This is a genomic window from Vibrio sp. Sgm 5 (assembly GCF_026241575.1).
Taxonomy (GTDB): Bacteria; Pseudomonadota; Gammaproteobacteria; order Enterobacterales; family Vibrionaceae; genus Vibrio; species Vibrio jasicida.
In genome coordinates this window covers 1-14,316 of the sequence record NZ_JAPHPY010000083.1, presented here as the reverse complement: position 1 = coordinate 14,316, position 14,316 = coordinate 1, and the positions used below count along the sequence as shown (strand labels likewise).

16 protein-coding genes are annotated in these 14,316 nt (G+C 43.9%); 4 read left to right on the top strand and 12 right to left on the bottom strand.

Annotated features, from left to right (window positions below; all coding sequences use genetic code 11):
* Positions 1-129 precede the first annotated feature (129 nt).
* The 5 genes from OQJ86_RS25060 to OQJ86_RS25040 form a co-directional block, all read right to left on the bottom strand.
* Complete coding sequence (locus tag OQJ86_RS25060) at positions 130-1,569, bottom strand: pyridoxal phosphate-dependent decarboxylase family protein (protein ID WP_265991869.1); 1,440 nt, start codon at positions 1,567-1,569, stop codon at positions 130-132.
* 130 nt (positions 1,570-1,699) lie between these two features.
* Complete coding sequence (locus OQJ86_RS25055; protein ID WP_265991867.1) at positions 1,700-2,719, bottom strand: helix-turn-helix domain-containing protein; 1,020 nt, start codon at positions 2,717-2,719, stop codon at positions 1,700-1,702.
* A gap of 134 nt (positions 2,720-2,853) precedes the next feature.
* Complete coding sequence (locus OQJ86_RS25050) at positions 2,854-3,624, bottom strand: PhzF family phenazine biosynthesis protein (RefSeq protein ID WP_265991871.1); 771 nt, start codon at positions 3,622-3,624, stop codon at positions 2,854-2,856.
* 418 nt (positions 3,625-4,042) lie between these two features.
* On the bottom strand, positions 4,043-4,420 hold the full coding sequence (locus OQJ86_RS25045; RefSeq protein ID WP_038868327.1) for a PH domain-containing protein: 378 nt from the start codon (positions 4,418-4,420) through the stop codon (positions 4,043-4,045).
* 121 nt (positions 4,421-4,541) lie between these two features.
* Complete coding sequence (locus tag OQJ86_RS25040; RefSeq protein WP_039975801.1) at positions 4,542-4,757, bottom strand: TIGR02450 family Trp-rich protein; 216 nt, start codon at positions 4,755-4,757, stop codon at positions 4,542-4,544.
* Between the two features lie 183 nt (positions 4,758-4,940).
* Here OQJ86_RS25040 and OQJ86_RS25035 point away from each other — a divergent pair, with 183 nt between their 5' ends.
* Both OQJ86_RS25035 and OQJ86_RS25030 read left to right on the top strand, forming a co-directional pair.
* On the top strand, positions 4,941-5,705 hold the full coding sequence (locus tag OQJ86_RS25035) for a transporter substrate-binding domain-containing protein (protein ID WP_265991864.1): 765 nt from the start codon (positions 4,941-4,943) through the stop codon (positions 5,703-5,705).
* Positions 5,706-5,853: 148 nt separating this feature from the next.
* The gene (locus tag OQJ86_RS25030) at positions 5,854-6,651 is read left to right on the top strand and encodes an aminoglycoside 6-adenylyltransferase (protein ID WP_265991862.1); all 798 of its coding nucleotides are present in this window, start codon (positions 5,854-5,856) and stop codon (positions 6,649-6,651) included.
* Between the two features lie 90 nt (positions 6,652-6,741).
* Here the strand turns inward: OQJ86_RS25030 and OQJ86_RS25025 are convergent, their stop codons facing one another.
* The 6 genes from OQJ86_RS25025 to OQJ86_RS25000 all read right to left on the bottom strand — a co-directional run bounded on the left by OQJ86_RS25025 (position 6,742) and on the right by OQJ86_RS25000 (position 10,405).
* Positions 6,742-7,164, bottom strand: a complete 423-nt coding sequence (locus OQJ86_RS25025) for a hypothetical protein (protein WP_009705015.1) — start codon at positions 7,162-7,164, stop codon at positions 6,742-6,744.
* Positions 7,165-7,350: 186 nt separating this feature from the next.
* A complete protein-coding gene (locus OQJ86_RS25020) occupies positions 7,351-7,803 on the bottom strand; it encodes a hypothetical protein (RefSeq protein ID WP_265991860.1) in 453 nt (150 codons plus the stop codon).
* Between the two features lie 140 nt (positions 7,804-7,943).
* Positions 7,944-8,189, bottom strand: coding sequence for a hypothetical protein (locus OQJ86_RS25015; protein ID WP_005435933.1), 246 nt, complete (start codon positions 8,187-8,189; stop codon positions 7,944-7,946).
* A 302-nt stretch (positions 8,190-8,491) separates the two neighbouring features.
* Entirely contained in the window at positions 8,492-9,205 is a 714-nt protein-coding gene (locus tag OQJ86_RS25010; protein WP_265991857.1) for a class I SAM-dependent methyltransferase, read from the bottom strand.
* 150 nt (positions 9,206-9,355) lie between these two features.
* Positions 9,356-9,757 carry a GFA family protein gene (locus tag OQJ86_RS25005; protein ID WP_005435931.1) on the bottom strand — a complete coding sequence of 134 codons (402 nt, stop codon included), beginning with the start codon at positions 9,755-9,757 and terminating at the stop codon, positions 9,356-9,358.
* Positions 9,758-9,925: 168 nt separating this feature from the next.
* Entirely contained in the window at positions 9,926-10,405 is a 480-nt protein-coding gene (locus OQJ86_RS25000; protein ID WP_265991853.1) for a porin, read from the bottom strand.
* Positions 10,406-10,904: 499 nt separating this feature from the next.
* Here OQJ86_RS25000 and OQJ86_RS24995 point away from each other — a divergent pair, with 499 nt between their 5' ends.
* A complete protein-coding gene (locus OQJ86_RS24995; protein ID WP_042599899.1) occupies positions 10,905-12,389 on the top strand; it encodes a winged helix-turn-helix domain-containing protein in 1,485 nt (494 codons plus the stop codon).
* Positions 12,390-12,410: 21 nt separating this feature from the next.
* Here the strand turns inward: OQJ86_RS24995 and OQJ86_RS24990 are convergent, their stop codons facing one another.
* Positions 12,411-13,133, bottom strand: a complete 723-nt coding sequence (locus OQJ86_RS24990) for a TerC family protein (RefSeq protein WP_265991850.1) — start codon at positions 13,131-13,133, stop codon at positions 12,411-12,413.
* Positions 13,134-13,645: 512 nt separating this feature from the next.
* Between OQJ86_RS24990 and OQJ86_RS24985 the strand changes: the two genes are divergently transcribed.
* Positions 13,646-14,269, top strand: coding sequence for a mechanosensitive ion channel domain-containing protein (locus OQJ86_RS24985; protein WP_265991848.1), 624 nt, complete (start codon positions 13,646-13,648; stop codon positions 14,267-14,269).
* Positions 14,270-14,316 lie beyond the last annotated feature (47 nt).

The window sequence follows — 14,316 nt, the reverse complement described above, 5'->3', positions numbered from 1 at the left end:
TTAAACTACAAACCATCCTTGAAGGCTACGAACTCGCAATGTCTCTTGATCACTAGACTTGTGATCAAGAGACAGGCATTATCGCTGGGTTTGCGTTGATACGGCGACTAACAGTCAACCATTAACATGTTATTTGGTGCTCATTAGTTCTTTCTCTGTCAGGTAAGCTTCGATGATCTTTTCTGCTGACAAATCGATATCTTCCTTGGAAGTATGGCAACTTAGTACAGAAAACAGCATGGTCTTAAGCCCCTTATAACCAGAAGTCGATGGATAAAGAGTTCCCTCTTGTTGCAGTCGATGTACAACACGGGCCGTTAGCTCATTGCGATATTCCTCGCCTCCTTCACCAAACTGTGCTGAAAAACGATTCGACACCACATCGTTGAGGATAGTGATGCCATCCACTGTTGAAAGTTTTTCTGCCATACATTGTGCAAGCGCAGTACAACGGTCAACATGGTCTTCGATCCCCTGCTTACCTAATGACTTAAACGCAGCATAAACAGGCACACCACGAGCTCGACGCGAAGCACCAATCCCAAAGTTGATCGCATTGCGATCTGGCTTATCCATCGCATCATTAAGGTAGTCACCCATATTGCTGCCGCCCATCGCTTGAGCCAGCAAACTTGCGTTCTTCACGATGACCATTCCCGAGTCATAGGGCATGTTAAACCACTTATGACCATCTGTATCAATTGAATCAACTCTATCGATACCATCCAGTAGATAACGATGTTTGGCACTCGCTGCCGCCCAAAGCCCAATAGCGCCATCAACATGCAACCATGCATTACCATGAGCAGCAACGGCATCAGCAAGTGCGTGGAAAGGATCGAAAGCTCCTGAGTCGATACAGCCTGCTTGCGCGCAAACTAGGGTTGGCCCCTCAAGTGCAGTAATGGTCTCCATCAGGGAATCTGGAATTATGCGTAGGTTTTCATCCGTTGGAACTTTAACAATGTTTTCCAAACCGATTCCAATCATGGAAAGGGCACGTTTAATCGTTGAATGAATTTGATCGCTCACAACAACATTAATACGCGGCGCACCATACATACCTTGACTTGCCACATCCCAACCTGCACGTTCTAAAAGTGCATTACGAGCGGTAATAAGGCTTGTATAAATCGCCTCTTGGGCACCAGATGTAAAGCCGATACCCGAATTTGGCGCCAAGCCAAGTAGTTGGGTCATCCATTCTGCGGCGGTCTCTTCAACCACTGACAAAGCTGGACTAGCAACGTAATACGGTACATTTTGGTCCCATGCGCTCACCAGCCAATCAGCCGCCAATGAAGCAGGGAAAGAGCTGCCAATGGCATAGCCAAAGAAACGTGGTCCCCCCGTTGCGATCAAGCCTGCATCAACATTTTTAACCATCTCATTGATAACGACTGACGGTTGCGTTGGTGTCAATGGGAGTGCCCCACCAATCGCTTGTCTCAACTCCTGAGAGGTGATGCACTTGTCTACAGGTCGTTCATTTAATGACTCTAAGTAGTCAATGGCGTGTTCAAAGGATTGGGTAAGCGGTGAACGGTATTCATGGAATCGATGTGACATGTTTGCTTCTCTCTTTGGTTTCGATACTCCTAATCTTATGGATTGAGAGAAATATAAATTGTCACCTCGTGCCACCAAACTGAACTATTCCGTCGGCACACTCTCTTTAACCGAAATGTCACTTTATGCGCTAAGACGTAATAAAAGACGATGCCTTCCGATAAGCAGACGGCGTTACTCCCATTTTTCTTCGAATAAATCGAGTAAAGTTTGCTGTATCGGTATACCCCAATGACGACGCAATGGTTGTGATTGATAGATGTGAATCTTTTAATAAGCGTAAACTTCTTTCCAACAGTAATTCTTCAATGACATCGCTATAGGTGACGCCAGCCATACACAAGCGCCGTTGCAAAGTTCGTTTATTGATCCCCAAAATACGCGACGCGTCGAGAATAGAAAGCCGTCCCACAGAAGTATAAGGCTGAATGGCTAATCGAAAAGAGGGAAGAAAAGACGTTGGTATCTCACTAAGAGGCGCTTTCACAACAGATTGTCTTTTACTGGGCATACAAACCGTTTGGCTTAAGATGCTATCATCGAGCTGAATGCCTGTAGCTGCACGATTAGTATAGAACTGAATATGCTGAAGCTGAGAGCAGTTAAAAAACGGTGCCACCCCTGCGCACTTTAGACTCACATTCAACGTTTTTTGCTTAGAGTTCGAGAGCGCATCAACCAACTCATCCATGAAGATAACACTGAATAACTCAGCATATTGGTACCATGATTCAGCTTCACCATCTTTGTATCGAGCAAACCAAAGATGATTGTGGTAACGCTCAAGACCAATACGAGTGTTATTTGAGAACAGGGGAATCACACGGCAAAACTCTTCGATGCCTTCCGCTACCGTCATTGATGGAGTCAGGGATAACTGTTCTAAAATTTTAGGCACATACAAATCACGACACATCCCCCAGATGGTGTAAATAAAGGTTTCTGGTGAGCAAGATTTCCCAAACGCTAAAATAAGATTTTTAAGCGTGGTTTCAGGTAGAAACTCAACATCAGTAATCTGAAAATCTTCTGGCGCCCATGTTACCTTTATAAGCTGATGCACATCGACATCACTCCGCTTATAGAGCTCCGCTAAATAATGCACCCACTCCGATCTAACCAAAGGGACACCTTCAAATACAACCGTCATCCTCTGCCCTTCACTTTGTCTAAATGTCGAAAGGTAAAGAAACCAAAACCGCTTGTCTTGTCATTTCGCGACAACAGGGGGATTCGCATACACCATAAATGTGTTTTACGTACCGATGTATTTGAAGAGAGGCTTTACTGAACTCTCAAATGCACCGACGCAGAAATCACGATCGTATCTGCACTTAGCTTCGCAATTTGGAAAAAGCCACCCTTCTCTGAAAGCTGAGAAGCATTCAGTGAGTCGACGTCCAACTTCTTAAACCAATATGGCGCTAACGTGCATTGTGCCGAGCCCGTTGCAATATCCTCATCAATTCCAATTTTGGGTGCAAAATAGCGCAATACGTAATCGTTAGGGCCTCGTTGAGCGGTAACCATCACCGCATGGAAATCTCGGATTTGTTTTAGGCAAGTAAAATCGGGGTGGTAACCTTTCACTTGCTGTTCTGATTCCAACACCACAACAAGATCGCGAGTAGTAAACACATCAACTGCCTGCACTCCCGATGGCTCCAGATTTAACAAGCTTAAATCCAAACTCGTCGGCACTGGCTTACCTTCCCATGATGGAAGTGCCATTTGATACTGGCAACCATGCTTAACGATAGTAATGTCGCCATAATCACTGTGTAACTTAACAGAACGCTGCTTTAGGCGAGCAATCAAGGCCGCACCAGCCCCCATACTGCCATGACCACACAGGTTGATCTCGCTGGTCAAAGAAAACCAACGAATGCGCCAACAGTTATCGATATGACTAAGAAATGAGGTGACAGGTTGTGCGACACTTTGTGCAATCGACAACATCTCTGAATCACTTAACCAATGAGACAAAAACACCACGCCACAAGGGTTACCTTGCGCTTGTTCAGAACAGAATACATCGTAAACTTGGGTATCGATAACTCACCTCATATCGCTAGCAGCCAAAAACCATAATGTTCATTATTAACGCATTTTCCAAATTAGAGAAAAATACTATTTTTCATCCATTGATAGGGAAAATATCGTGCAACAAATCATTAAGCAAGTGTACACATATCAATAATTGAATTTAGAAGGCTATTTATCTCTCTTGCTGGTTTCAATATTTCGCTCAGATAACAAATCAAAGCAATGAAAAAAGGAAGCATGCAATGCTTCCTTAAACGTGTTATCTATCGTTAACACTCATCGAATCATTAGATAGAAAATAACCCCAGCAGAGAAACCAAGGATAAATATCAGAGACTTGCTGCGTTTACTTAATGCTTCCTTGCCTTGTTTTTGTGTCGCCATGATGACTCCTTGTCTTTGGCTGAATTAGCGCTTAAACCATTGTCTAAGCGAGTACGTGCTCGCTGATCATTTTGTTAAACGATACGAGGTCAAAAGAGCCCCTGATCTCAAACCGCACTCGCCCGACTTCACTTAGGAACAATTCAATTTCACAATCCAGATCAAGTGTGCCAGACGTTTCAACCGAGAAAGCGTTAATTTTGCTGTATGGCAGAGAAGTGTAATCAACTTTTGAACCTGTAATCCCTTGCACGTTGGCTGCGATAACGCGCTTGTTGGTGAACACCACTTGATCACGCACGGTCTTGAAGCCAGCAAAAATACTTTCTCCTTCAATCAAGAACTTGTGGAAATCGTCGCGCACCTTTGAAGTTTCAATCGGCTTGAGTTTGAATATGGATGAGTTTTCGAAATCGATCATGGTGTTTCCTCAGAACATGAGTGAATAAAATCAACTGCCAATTAATAGCAAAGTCTCTACCACGAGCCTATTGATTTTGATGACTTTTCTAACTCCATCTCGTTTTTGCTATCGCGCCGGCTTATTTCCATCCTTGTCGCCATTGTTGCGTGTCTTTCAAATCATGCCAATCTAGCTCGCGCTCTCGCTTGGTCATAACCGCTTCAATCACGCATCTCACGACGTTGCCTTCTTCATCAAACTCCATTTCTGAAATGATGAAGTGCTTCTCTTTGTTTTCCGGCTCTGTCGCAGTCCATTTGCTGCGAAGTAACTTTTTAGGGTGAATTCGATTCATAACACTCTGCCATTCATAAGAAAAAGTTTGCTTTTCATACGTATAAATTAGCAAATGCAATCACATTCAAAGTCGCTATTTTTTTCTTCAATATGGTGTTTTTTCTTATTGGTTTGATCTCTTTTTCTGATACTTCCTGTTACTTTGAGTGTTCAAACAAACACAACACATAAAACAACGACAATGAAAAAAACAACACTTTTACTTGCTTCCGTAGCACTGGCACTTTCCGGTGTTGCCCAAGCCGATAAGCTGGAAGACATACAAAAATCAGGCACCTTACGTGTTGGAACAACGGGCGATTACAAACCGTTTTCTTACTATGACGGCAAAAGTTATTCTGGTTATGACATTGATGTCGCCAACCACATTGCGGAGCAACTAGGCGTCAAATTGAAGCTGGTTCGTACCACATGGAAAGATCTACTCAATGACCTTGATGAAGGCAAATACGACATCGCCATGGGTGGTATCACACGTAAAATGCAACGCCAACTGAACGCAGAGCAAACACAAGGCTATATGACATTTGGTAAGTGTTTCTTGGTTGCAAAAGGCAAAGCAGCGCAATTCAATACGCTCGAAAAAGTTAACGACCCTTCGGTTAGAGTCGGCGTCAATATCGGTGGTACAAATGAAGCCTTTGCGGATAAAAACCTGCAACAAGCTCATTTCACCCGCTACGAAAACAACTTAGACGTACCGAAAGCCGTCGCGGCGGGCAAAGTTGATGTCATGGTGACAGAAACTCCGGAAGGGTTATTCTACCAAGTCACGGACGAGCGTTTAGAAGCGGTTCGCTGCGAAGACCCGTTCACCAAAGGTCAGTTTGGCTACTTGATCCCTAAAGGCGAACAGCGCTTACTGAATACGGTGAACTTCATCATGGATGATATAAAACTGAAAGGTATCGACGAGCAATTTATGCACCATAACTCGCTCAAGTAATTAACAGTCCATATCAAAACCGTTCAATTTTGAGCGGTTTTTGTTGCGTCTTAAGATGCTTCACGCCATATTGTAATGCTGCGCTAATTTTACCGCACTAACCATTCTGCTGATGGTTCTAATATCAACCATGATTAATAGGTAAAATATGAAATTCTCAAGCACGCTTCCTCAAACTCATGAACAGCTTCTAACTAAAATTCTTGCGGTATTCACTGCTGACTCACGCATTCTTGGTATTGGTGCAAGTGGCTCTTACGCCTCTGACTCCATGGACAAATACAGTGATTTGGATTTGGTCATCGCCATCAATCCTGAAGATTTTGATTCGGTAATGGCAGAGCGCTTTGCGCTTATCGACCAAGTAGAAGGTCAAGTCGCGGCTTTCACTGGTGAACACGTGGGAGAACCAAGATTAGTGATCGCAATCTACGCGCCAGATGCGATTCATGTCGATTTCAAATTTGTCTCTTTGCCGGATGCAGCCACTCGTGTTGATGACACAAAAGTGCTTTGGGAACGCGACGGGCAGCTATCGCAAGTCTTCGAAACTGCGAAGCCTCATTACCCACAACCGGATCCACAGTGGATTGAAGATCGCTTTTGGATTTGGCTTCATTACGGCGCAACCAAGATTGCGCGTGGGGAATACTTTGAGGCCGCGGAATTTTTATCGTTCCTACGCTCTGTTGCGATATCGCCATTAGCCCTGAAACAACAAGGGTTGACTCCTTCTGGCGTGAGAAAAATAGAATCACGCATGCCTGCGTTTGCGGCGGAGCTAAAACAAGCCGTCGCCATGCCAGAACGAGAAGCGCTAGTTCCTGCATTTGAAAAGATCGTAGAACTGTATCTATCGCTGCGAGACAACGAGCAAGTCAGTATTAAACCGGAAGCTCAGCAGCTTTGTATGGATTACTTCCAGCAAGAGCTGAAAAGCGAGTAGAGCAGGCACAGCATCGAAATAACGACACGTAAAAACAACAAAGGGGATATCACTATCCCCTTTTTCATCGGTTTGATTCGCTGAGAGCGATTACATCACGCACTCTTTTGCGGCTTGTGCTTTCTCAATGCCTTCTTCAATCAAAGATTTGGTTTCTTCGCTGCCGATAGATGACATCACTTTATCCATCACCTTATCCACTGTCGATTCAGAAGACGCTTCCACCAAACAAGCGTACGCATTGGCAATGTGTTCTTTCGCTTCGATAAGTGCTTCAGGGTCACTGAAATCCACATTCATTGCTTCTTCAACCGATGCCGCCAGTTCTTCTGCAGATTCCGCTGCATCACCAAATTGGTCCAGGTTAAACGCTTCTTCTACTGAATCCATCTGCTCTTGAACCGTATCAATCGCTTTGTTTGCGGCTTCTTGTGCTTGGTCAATGGCTTTGCTTGCGTCATCACAGCCGACAAGTGCCATTGCTAAAACCATTGTTGAGATTGTCTTTTTCATATTTGTTCTTCTAACAAGTAAATCGCTCATCATCACAATACGTGATTAGCCGGTAGATTTTAATTCAAGAGTTGTAAGAAGAGGAAACAGAAACGTTTGAAAACCCCAAAAACAAAGCCGCTACAATGAGCGGCTTTTGTATTTGCTTTAATATTTACTCAGGTGTTTAAGTAAACATTAAACCTGTCAGGCAATTCTTCCGTGGCTGATTGCCATCATTTCATCGTAGGTGCGTTGTAATGCATCAAACGTCCATTCGAAGTAGAGGCGACGTTCCATCAGTGGAGCAATTTGGTCTGCATCAAATGATTCGATCGTCAGATCAGAATACTCGACTTGCAGGCTGTTGCCGTCCGTACCCCAATCTTCGTACTCACGATTACCAATGAGATCGTAAAGGTTATTACTTAAGAAGCTGTATACCACTAAGAATGATTTTACTGCGTCTTCCGAAAAGTTAAGCATGCTCGCGACTTGCGCGACGTCATACGACTTTTCTTTATCACCTTGGTCAATATCAAGCCTCACCAATTGAGTTTCCCACGCTGCCAATTCACCGTAGGAATCCAAGACGTATTGGTTCAGTGCTTCGAACACATGAAAAAAGTCCTGGATCATTGAGATGTATTTATCAGACATAACGTCCCTTATTGTATTTTGTGAACGGACGATCTTCGCCGCCGTGTTATTGCTCACCCTAGCCAGTGGTTGTTAAAAGTTAGACTACAAGTTGCAACACCGCATACTGTACTTGTAATTTTGTTGTCATTTTTGAGTGATCAGTCAATTAATAGCGTTGGCTCGTCGATGCCCATGTAGTCACACAGTTCACGCTTAATTCGGTGAAAGTCTTGTACCGAGACAAAGCAATCGGCGTATTCTGTTTTACCATCAATGCCGATATAAACATGAGCAAAAGACTCGACCGTCGACGTAATTTTGATGGAATCATGGCTGAGTTCGAACGTAACAACTTGGTCCATATTCAGGTAACGACCAGATTCGATTTTTAGTGCTTTCGCCATAATGGGGTCCTAAGGTAACAGTGCAGATCTGGAAATAGGCAGCATCCCGGTGCTCAAATAGAAAGGCTTGCTAATTTGATGGTGATTCTGCCCCATAATTGAAGTGAGCCTACCACAAGCCCCTGCCTCCAAAATTAGAGTTTGACCGCACTTTCCTTTGGATTTACTTACAGATGAAACAGTTACTAAAAATCTGACCGCAAATTCACATACAAAAGAAAAACGGAGCGTATTTCACAGTTTCACGGAACAAAAAGGCCACTGTGATAGCGGCCTTGGTGAGTCATTAATTGACGTGAGTTTCACGCATTTATCTGGTACACCGCGAAATAGGTATCGGCTTGAATAACGTGTTTTTGGCTAAGCTGCTTCAAAGCCTCAACAGCGTTTGCGAATGGGTCATCTCCTGCGAATGCCTCAACCAACTTGTTGTAACGCTTTGAAGAAGAAAACAGTACATGCGCCAGCTCTTCAGCGCTGACTTCTAGCTCTACGGTCTCCTTGTAAACCTTCATCGCTTGGAAAGCGTCACAATCACTGAAGTTGATAGCGTGGTCATAGTTGGACTCCATCAGTTCCATCTCTATGCCTAACAGCTTGAGGGGCTTTTCGAGCAACACTTCAAAATCGTACACCACAACGTGCGCTGCAGATTGGCAGACGCGTTGAAGCTCAGTCACCAAAGCCGCAGACTTTGCGTAAGAAAGTGAGCCTGCAAACGTCACTACATCCACACTGTTGTCTGGCAGTGGCACATGCTCACCATCGCCGACATGATACTCAATACCTGCTGATGGTTTGGTTTGCTCAATCATTGACGTGCTTGGATCCACACCATGCAGTTGCTGACAGTATTTAGCCAATGCCAGTGTTGATACGCCCGTACCGCACCCAATATCTAATCCCAACTGGAACTGGGGTAACGCACCTAAGTTAGCTTGTAGGATGACTTGATGCAGCGGCGGACGATAAGCCGCGTAATGCTTAGAGATGGCTTGGTTGTATTCTTCGCTCACTGATGTTCTCCCAAAATCTGTCGATGCTAACTAGTCGTATAGTGTCGGATATTACTGTCACTCAAAAGCAAAAAGCCACTCATTTGAGTGGCTCTATCTCACAACTTTAAATGCTTTCTGATTTGGTACGATGCTCAGCCTCAAACCAGCTTATAGCTTGGGTTCGGCTTCGAATTGCTTAAGGTCATCAGTAATGTCATTCCAAGGTGCTTTGGATGCGACAAAAATATGGAAGCTTGGCTTATGGGAAGGCACATCATCAAGAATGCCCAAGCGCACATTGACGATACCGTTGTTTTTCTTCGAATAAAGGCTAGAGCCGCAGTGACGGCAGAATGAGAGTTCGGTATTGGCGCTCTTCTGATAGGTTTGGATGTGTTCCGCACCCTCAATTACAATCAGTTTATCCAGTGCAACGCCACCCGCTGACGAGTAATCGGAGCCAGTAAATTTGCGGCATTCAGAGCAATGACAATTGCCCATGTATTTGAATTCATCCGCGACTTCGAGTTTCACCTTGCCACACAGACATGAGCCTTTGAGTACTTCCATTGTTAAGTCCTTCTCTTTATTGGAATGTCAGTTACCGAATCACCATGCCAGTCCAACACGACGAAATAAAGACAAGTAAGTCAGGTTTGCAAAAATGGAACGAAGAAAACCACCGCACTCTTCCATAAGCGCAGTGGAAAACAACTAGGACAAGTCGTTGTTTTTTTTTTAGAAGCGTAACTCTGCACTTAGCGCGTAGCTGTTCTCAACAACTTTTGCTTCGTACATGGTGTACTCAAGTGCAACGCGGGCTGGGCCCAATGTCACACCTGCACCTACGCCGTAGTAGATGTCGTTCGTGTCACCAAGGTTCGTTTGGAAGTGACCCATACCGACACGACCGTAAACGTCGAAAATAGTGATTGGTAGTGTTAGTTTCGCACTTGCTAGCCAAGCATCAGAGTAGATGTGCTCGAAGTCTTTGTGCGTATCGATGAAATCTGCATATCCACCTTCAATCGATAGTAGGTCGTTAAACTGGTAACCGATGTAAAGGTTGTAACCGCTGTTTTGGTCACTAAAGTCTGTGTTCTCGTTCTTTATTTGGTATTCAGAATATAGGTAGCTAGCACCAATGTATGGGTTAGCAGCAGCTTGTGTAGCAAAGAAGATAGCAGCGATTGGAAGAATAAATTTGTTCAGTTTCATTTCTTAATAACTCTCAATATAAAAGGTTGACTAACATTCCCTAATCCTTCAGTACGTGATGCTCATGCATCGAATTTTTATTTCCTTATTGCAAGTGACTTCAGGGAACGTTGCGCCTTTTCTCTTTTAAGAAGCTCGCCCCTCACTTGCGGTGTGGGATGCATCATCCTGTGTTTTCGCCGCTGTGACATAACGTAAAGCTCAGCAGTTAATAAAACTTCATCACTGGCATATAAACAAAATATAAAACCAATAAATACATAGAGTTAAACATCAAAATAGAGGGTAAAACAAACAAATTAATTGGAACTTTTCTTCCATTCAGCGTTGATTTCCTAGGTAAAAAGGAACGCATTAAAGGTAGGGAGCGAAAATTAGCGTTCCGATAACGAAATGTGTCGAAAATCACGTTACTCGCACTTTAAATTGTCAGCAAAATCATTCAATTGAGACTACATTTACTCAATGAGATGAATAAAAAATAGAAGAGCGAGCGTGAATGCCTGACAAAAACATCAGTTTTATCGTAGATGAGTGGCGTTTTGTGCCAAATGAGGGGCAAATACAGTTTGCTGACTCATGCATTACGATTGATAACCGTCTCTCAAAGTTGCTTGAGTTCTTATGTCTGAATCCAGGACTGACTCACACGCGCGATGAACTTATCGAGCAAGTCTGGGGCGGCAGTGTATTGACCGATCAAGTGGTCACCCAAGCGGTATTTGAACTCAGAAAAGTGCTGAAAAAACACAGCCAACAGGAATGCAGCTACATCGTCACCGTACCAAAGCGTGGGTATCGATTTGATGGCGAAGTAAAACTGGAAAAAATCGCGATACAGAAACCTGAAGATCAGGTCATTGAAGAGGAAGAGTCACAAACTGAAGCCTCGAAACCCGCAGTAGAGGCCGTTGAATCTCGCCCTAAAAAGAGCAAACAACCCATCTTAATTGGCGCACTTTCTTTGATTGTTCTTATTCAGGCGGCATTTTTACTGTTTCGCGCAGACGACCAAAAGCCGAACCCTGATTCTCACACCGGGCACTTAAGCCATTACGAATTTCGTTATGCAGTATTGAATGTCAGTGAGGATGTGAAAGCACGACCAGAACTGTACGGTATCGTCATTAAGTTCATGGAACACATAGGGTTTTACAGCAATATTCGTGTGGTCAAATCCAAAGAACACAGAAAACTCGCCGCCGTAGAGTTCAACATCTCCACCAGCAAGAGCAGCGATGGAAAAAAGCTGCGTTTGTTGTTCCAGTATCACAATCGCGTTTCAGGGCAGACTCATTTGAATCGTCGTTACTCGACCAACTTTGAACGGTTTCATCAAACTTTCCCATCCATGATAGATGACATGCTACGCGCGATGTACATTGAGGTGCCGGAAGAAGAGTTGGAACACAATGTGTCAATCTTCCCTAAAGATCCAGAAGCAGTAAAAGCTCTGATGTCTGGGACGGGCGCTTTGTACAACAACGCTGGCTATGAAAATGCGATGGCGTATTTTCGTCAAGCAAAAGCCCTCGCACCAGATAATGCCTACACCATTTCGGTAAGCTACATCGGTGAAGTGTTAAGGGTGTTTACCAAAGACGAAGCCAATAAGCAGCAAGTGATTGAAGCACTCAACAAGGAATATTCCTCTTCCTTGTCTGAAGTTTTGAAGCGAGGGAATAACCCAAGAGTGTGTGAAGCCAACGCAATCTTGGCGCTGTCGGAAGACAATCCGGATAAGGCATCACAAATACTGTTGTCGATTCCGTACAATCAGCAAACGTCATTAACTTATCTATTACTAGCGAAAGCGGAAGAAGCTCGCGGTCACACAAGCGGGGCAAAAGAACTGTATTTGCAAGCGACACAAAATACGTCGTCGCCAATTGCACTGAAACTTGCGGGTCCATTGTTCTTTGACAGCAACTTGGACACCATGATTAAAGAATTGCAAAGCGTAAAAAGCGAAGCTAACCCATAGTGGTTAGCTTCGCATTAAAGTTTAGAAGTACTGTCCTGCCACACGTCGAGAAGCAGGTTGTCGGCTGATTAAGATATGGCATAGCTCTAGCAGCAAACCAAACGCGAGCGCACTGTAAACGTAGTGCTTATCGATGTTCAGCCCCAACCCTTCAACAATCAGCAGCGCACCTAATACAATGAGGAATAGCAGCGCGAGCACTTTCAATCCTGGATGGCGAGTAATCACAGCCTGTACTTTATTCGCCATCAACATCAGAATCACGCTTGAAGAGATAATCACACCAGCAAGAATGGTGATGTCCTGCGTTAGGCTCGCCGCGATAATCAACGAATCGAGAGAAAATACCGCGTCCACCGCAATAATCTGCAATATTACCGTGCCAACTTGCCCAGCAAAGAATTGATGTGGTGGAGTTTCAATAGGCACGACCCATGCCCAAAGCTCTTTGATGCCTTTAAACAACAGAAATGCACCACCAACAATAAAGATAAGATCATTACAAGAGAGTGATACCCCTTGGTATTCGACAAACGGTTCTTTCCAAGACAGCAACCAAGATACCGAAAATACCAGCGCAATGCGGTTTAACACCGCTAACCCGATACCGAGATTACGTACGCGTTGGCGCAAATGAGGAGGAAGACGCTCAGTCATGATGGTAATAAAGACGATGTTATCGACACCCAGAATGAGTTCTAACATGAGTAAGGTGCCGAAGGCGATAAAGTAGTCGAGATTCATTATTTAAGTTCTCTGTGCAAAGTACGAAAGAATAGTTATTCAATATCCACTCTCTCCTAAGCAGGCACTACCTTGCGCTCAAATCCCCTCTCTAACATGGGGAAGTCTGTATTCCGTTCTTAGGTGCTTTGGGTGAGTTGTTCCCTAATGACGCGCTTATGAGTAGCGTCTTTTCATTGCTTTGTAGAACACGTAAAGCAATTTGATCGCGATAAGTGTCATCACTTTCTCCAAGGTTGTGGTTAATCAGAGGAAGGCTATTGTATTCACCCGTTTCATAACCACATCACAAAGCACTTAGAAAAAGATAAAGAAAATATAAAGCAAATAAACACCTTAATTTCATAGCTTTAAATAAGATTAAAACCACCAAAGGTGAAAAGTTCGTACCAAAAGAAACGGTTTCTTTGGCTTATAAAATGGCATGAGAGAGATATGATTTTTTGCTGAGAGAGACTTGACGCTTTTTCCGATGGTTGACCGTACACTCGCCCTATAAAGAGGAGAACGTGATGCTGTCATCGATTGAACAATTTCTACAAATCCTGAGCGACTACGACATACTGCTCGGTCTGATTTTCATTTTGGCTTATCAAATCTTCAGTAAGATCGCGACGAAAGCACTCACTACGTTAGCGCGGAATAAAAAAGTCAAACCACCAAGAATATTATTCATTACCAGAACGGTGAACATTTTGTTGTTCGCCTTCTTATTTGCTACTTTTTTGCTCGTGAGTGGCATTGGCTACGGGAATTTTTCTATCTTCCTTTCTTCTGTGTTTACCGTGCTAGGCGTGAGCTTTATTGCTCAGTGGTCAATTCTGAGCAACATCACTGCTAGCTTTCTTATCTTCTTCGTCTTCCCTTACCGTGTAGGCGATAACATTCGTATTGATGATGGCGCAGGAATTGAAGGGATGATCATAGACATTCGTTTGTTTCATACCTTGATAAAGCATGAAGACGGCGACTTTTCGACTTACCCAAACAACCTCTTGCTACAAAAGAACGTCACCAAGAGAACCTATAAGAATGCCGTTGAACCCACTCTACAAAAGGTCACCGACGTAGATATCGATGTTGGTGTCGGTGTTGATGACCTTCAGAGGCTTTGTTGCTTAAATCGATGGAACTAAATCTAGAAGCTACGATCTGATCGGCTACACCCATCAATCGTCGTAGC

Coding starts and splice junctions, on each gene's coding strand:
- OQJ86_RS24990 (WP_265991850.1), bottom strand. CDS start 13,133: ATGAATCTCGACTACTTTATCGCCTTCGGCACCTTACTCATGTTAGAA.
- OQJ86_RS25060 (WP_265991869.1), bottom strand. CDS start 1,569: ATGTCACATCGATTCCATGAATACCGTTCACCGCTTACCCAATCCTTT.
- OQJ86_RS25020 (WP_265991860.1), bottom strand. CDS start 7,803: ATGTCTGATAAATACATCTCAATGATCCAGGACTTTTTTCATGTGTTC.
- OQJ86_RS25015 (WP_005435933.1), bottom strand. CDS start 8,189: ATGGCGAAAGCACTAAAAATCGAATCTGGTCGTTACCTGAATATGGAC.
- OQJ86_RS25035 (WP_265991864.1), top strand. CDS start 4,941: ATGAAAAAAACAACACTTTTACTTGCTTCCGTAGCACTGGCACTTTCC.
- OQJ86_RS25045 (WP_038868327.1), bottom strand. CDS start 4,420: ATGATCGATTTCGAAAACTCATCCATATTCAAACTCAAGCCGATTGAA.
- OQJ86_RS25005 (WP_005435931.1), bottom strand. CDS start 9,757: ATGGAAGTACTCAAAGGCTCATGTCTGTGTGGCAAGGTGAAACTCGAA.
- OQJ86_RS24985 (WP_265991848.1), top strand. CDS start 13,646: ATGCTGTCATCGATTGAACAATTTCTACAAATCCTGAGCGACTACGAC.
- OQJ86_RS25030 (WP_265991862.1), top strand. CDS start 5,854: ATGAAATTCTCAAGCACGCTTCCTCAAACTCATGAACAGCTTCTAACT.
- OQJ86_RS25025 (WP_009705015.1), bottom strand. CDS start 7,164: ATGAAAAAGACAATCTCAACAATGGTTTTAGCAATGGCACTTGTCGGC.
- OQJ86_RS24995 (WP_042599899.1), top strand. CDS start 10,905: ATGCCTGACAAAAACATCAGTTTTATCGTAGATGAGTGGCGTTTTGTG.
- OQJ86_RS25000 (WP_265991853.1), bottom strand. CDS start 10,405: ATGAAACTGAACAAATTTATTCTTCCAATCGCTGCTATCTTCTTTGCT.
- OQJ86_RS25055 (WP_265991867.1), bottom strand. CDS start 2,719: ATGACGGTTGTATTTGAAGGTGTCCCTTTGGTTAGATCGGAGTGGGTG.
- OQJ86_RS25040 (WP_039975801.1), bottom strand. CDS start 4,757: ATGAATCGAATTCACCCTAAAAAGTTACTTCGCAGCAAATGGACTGCG.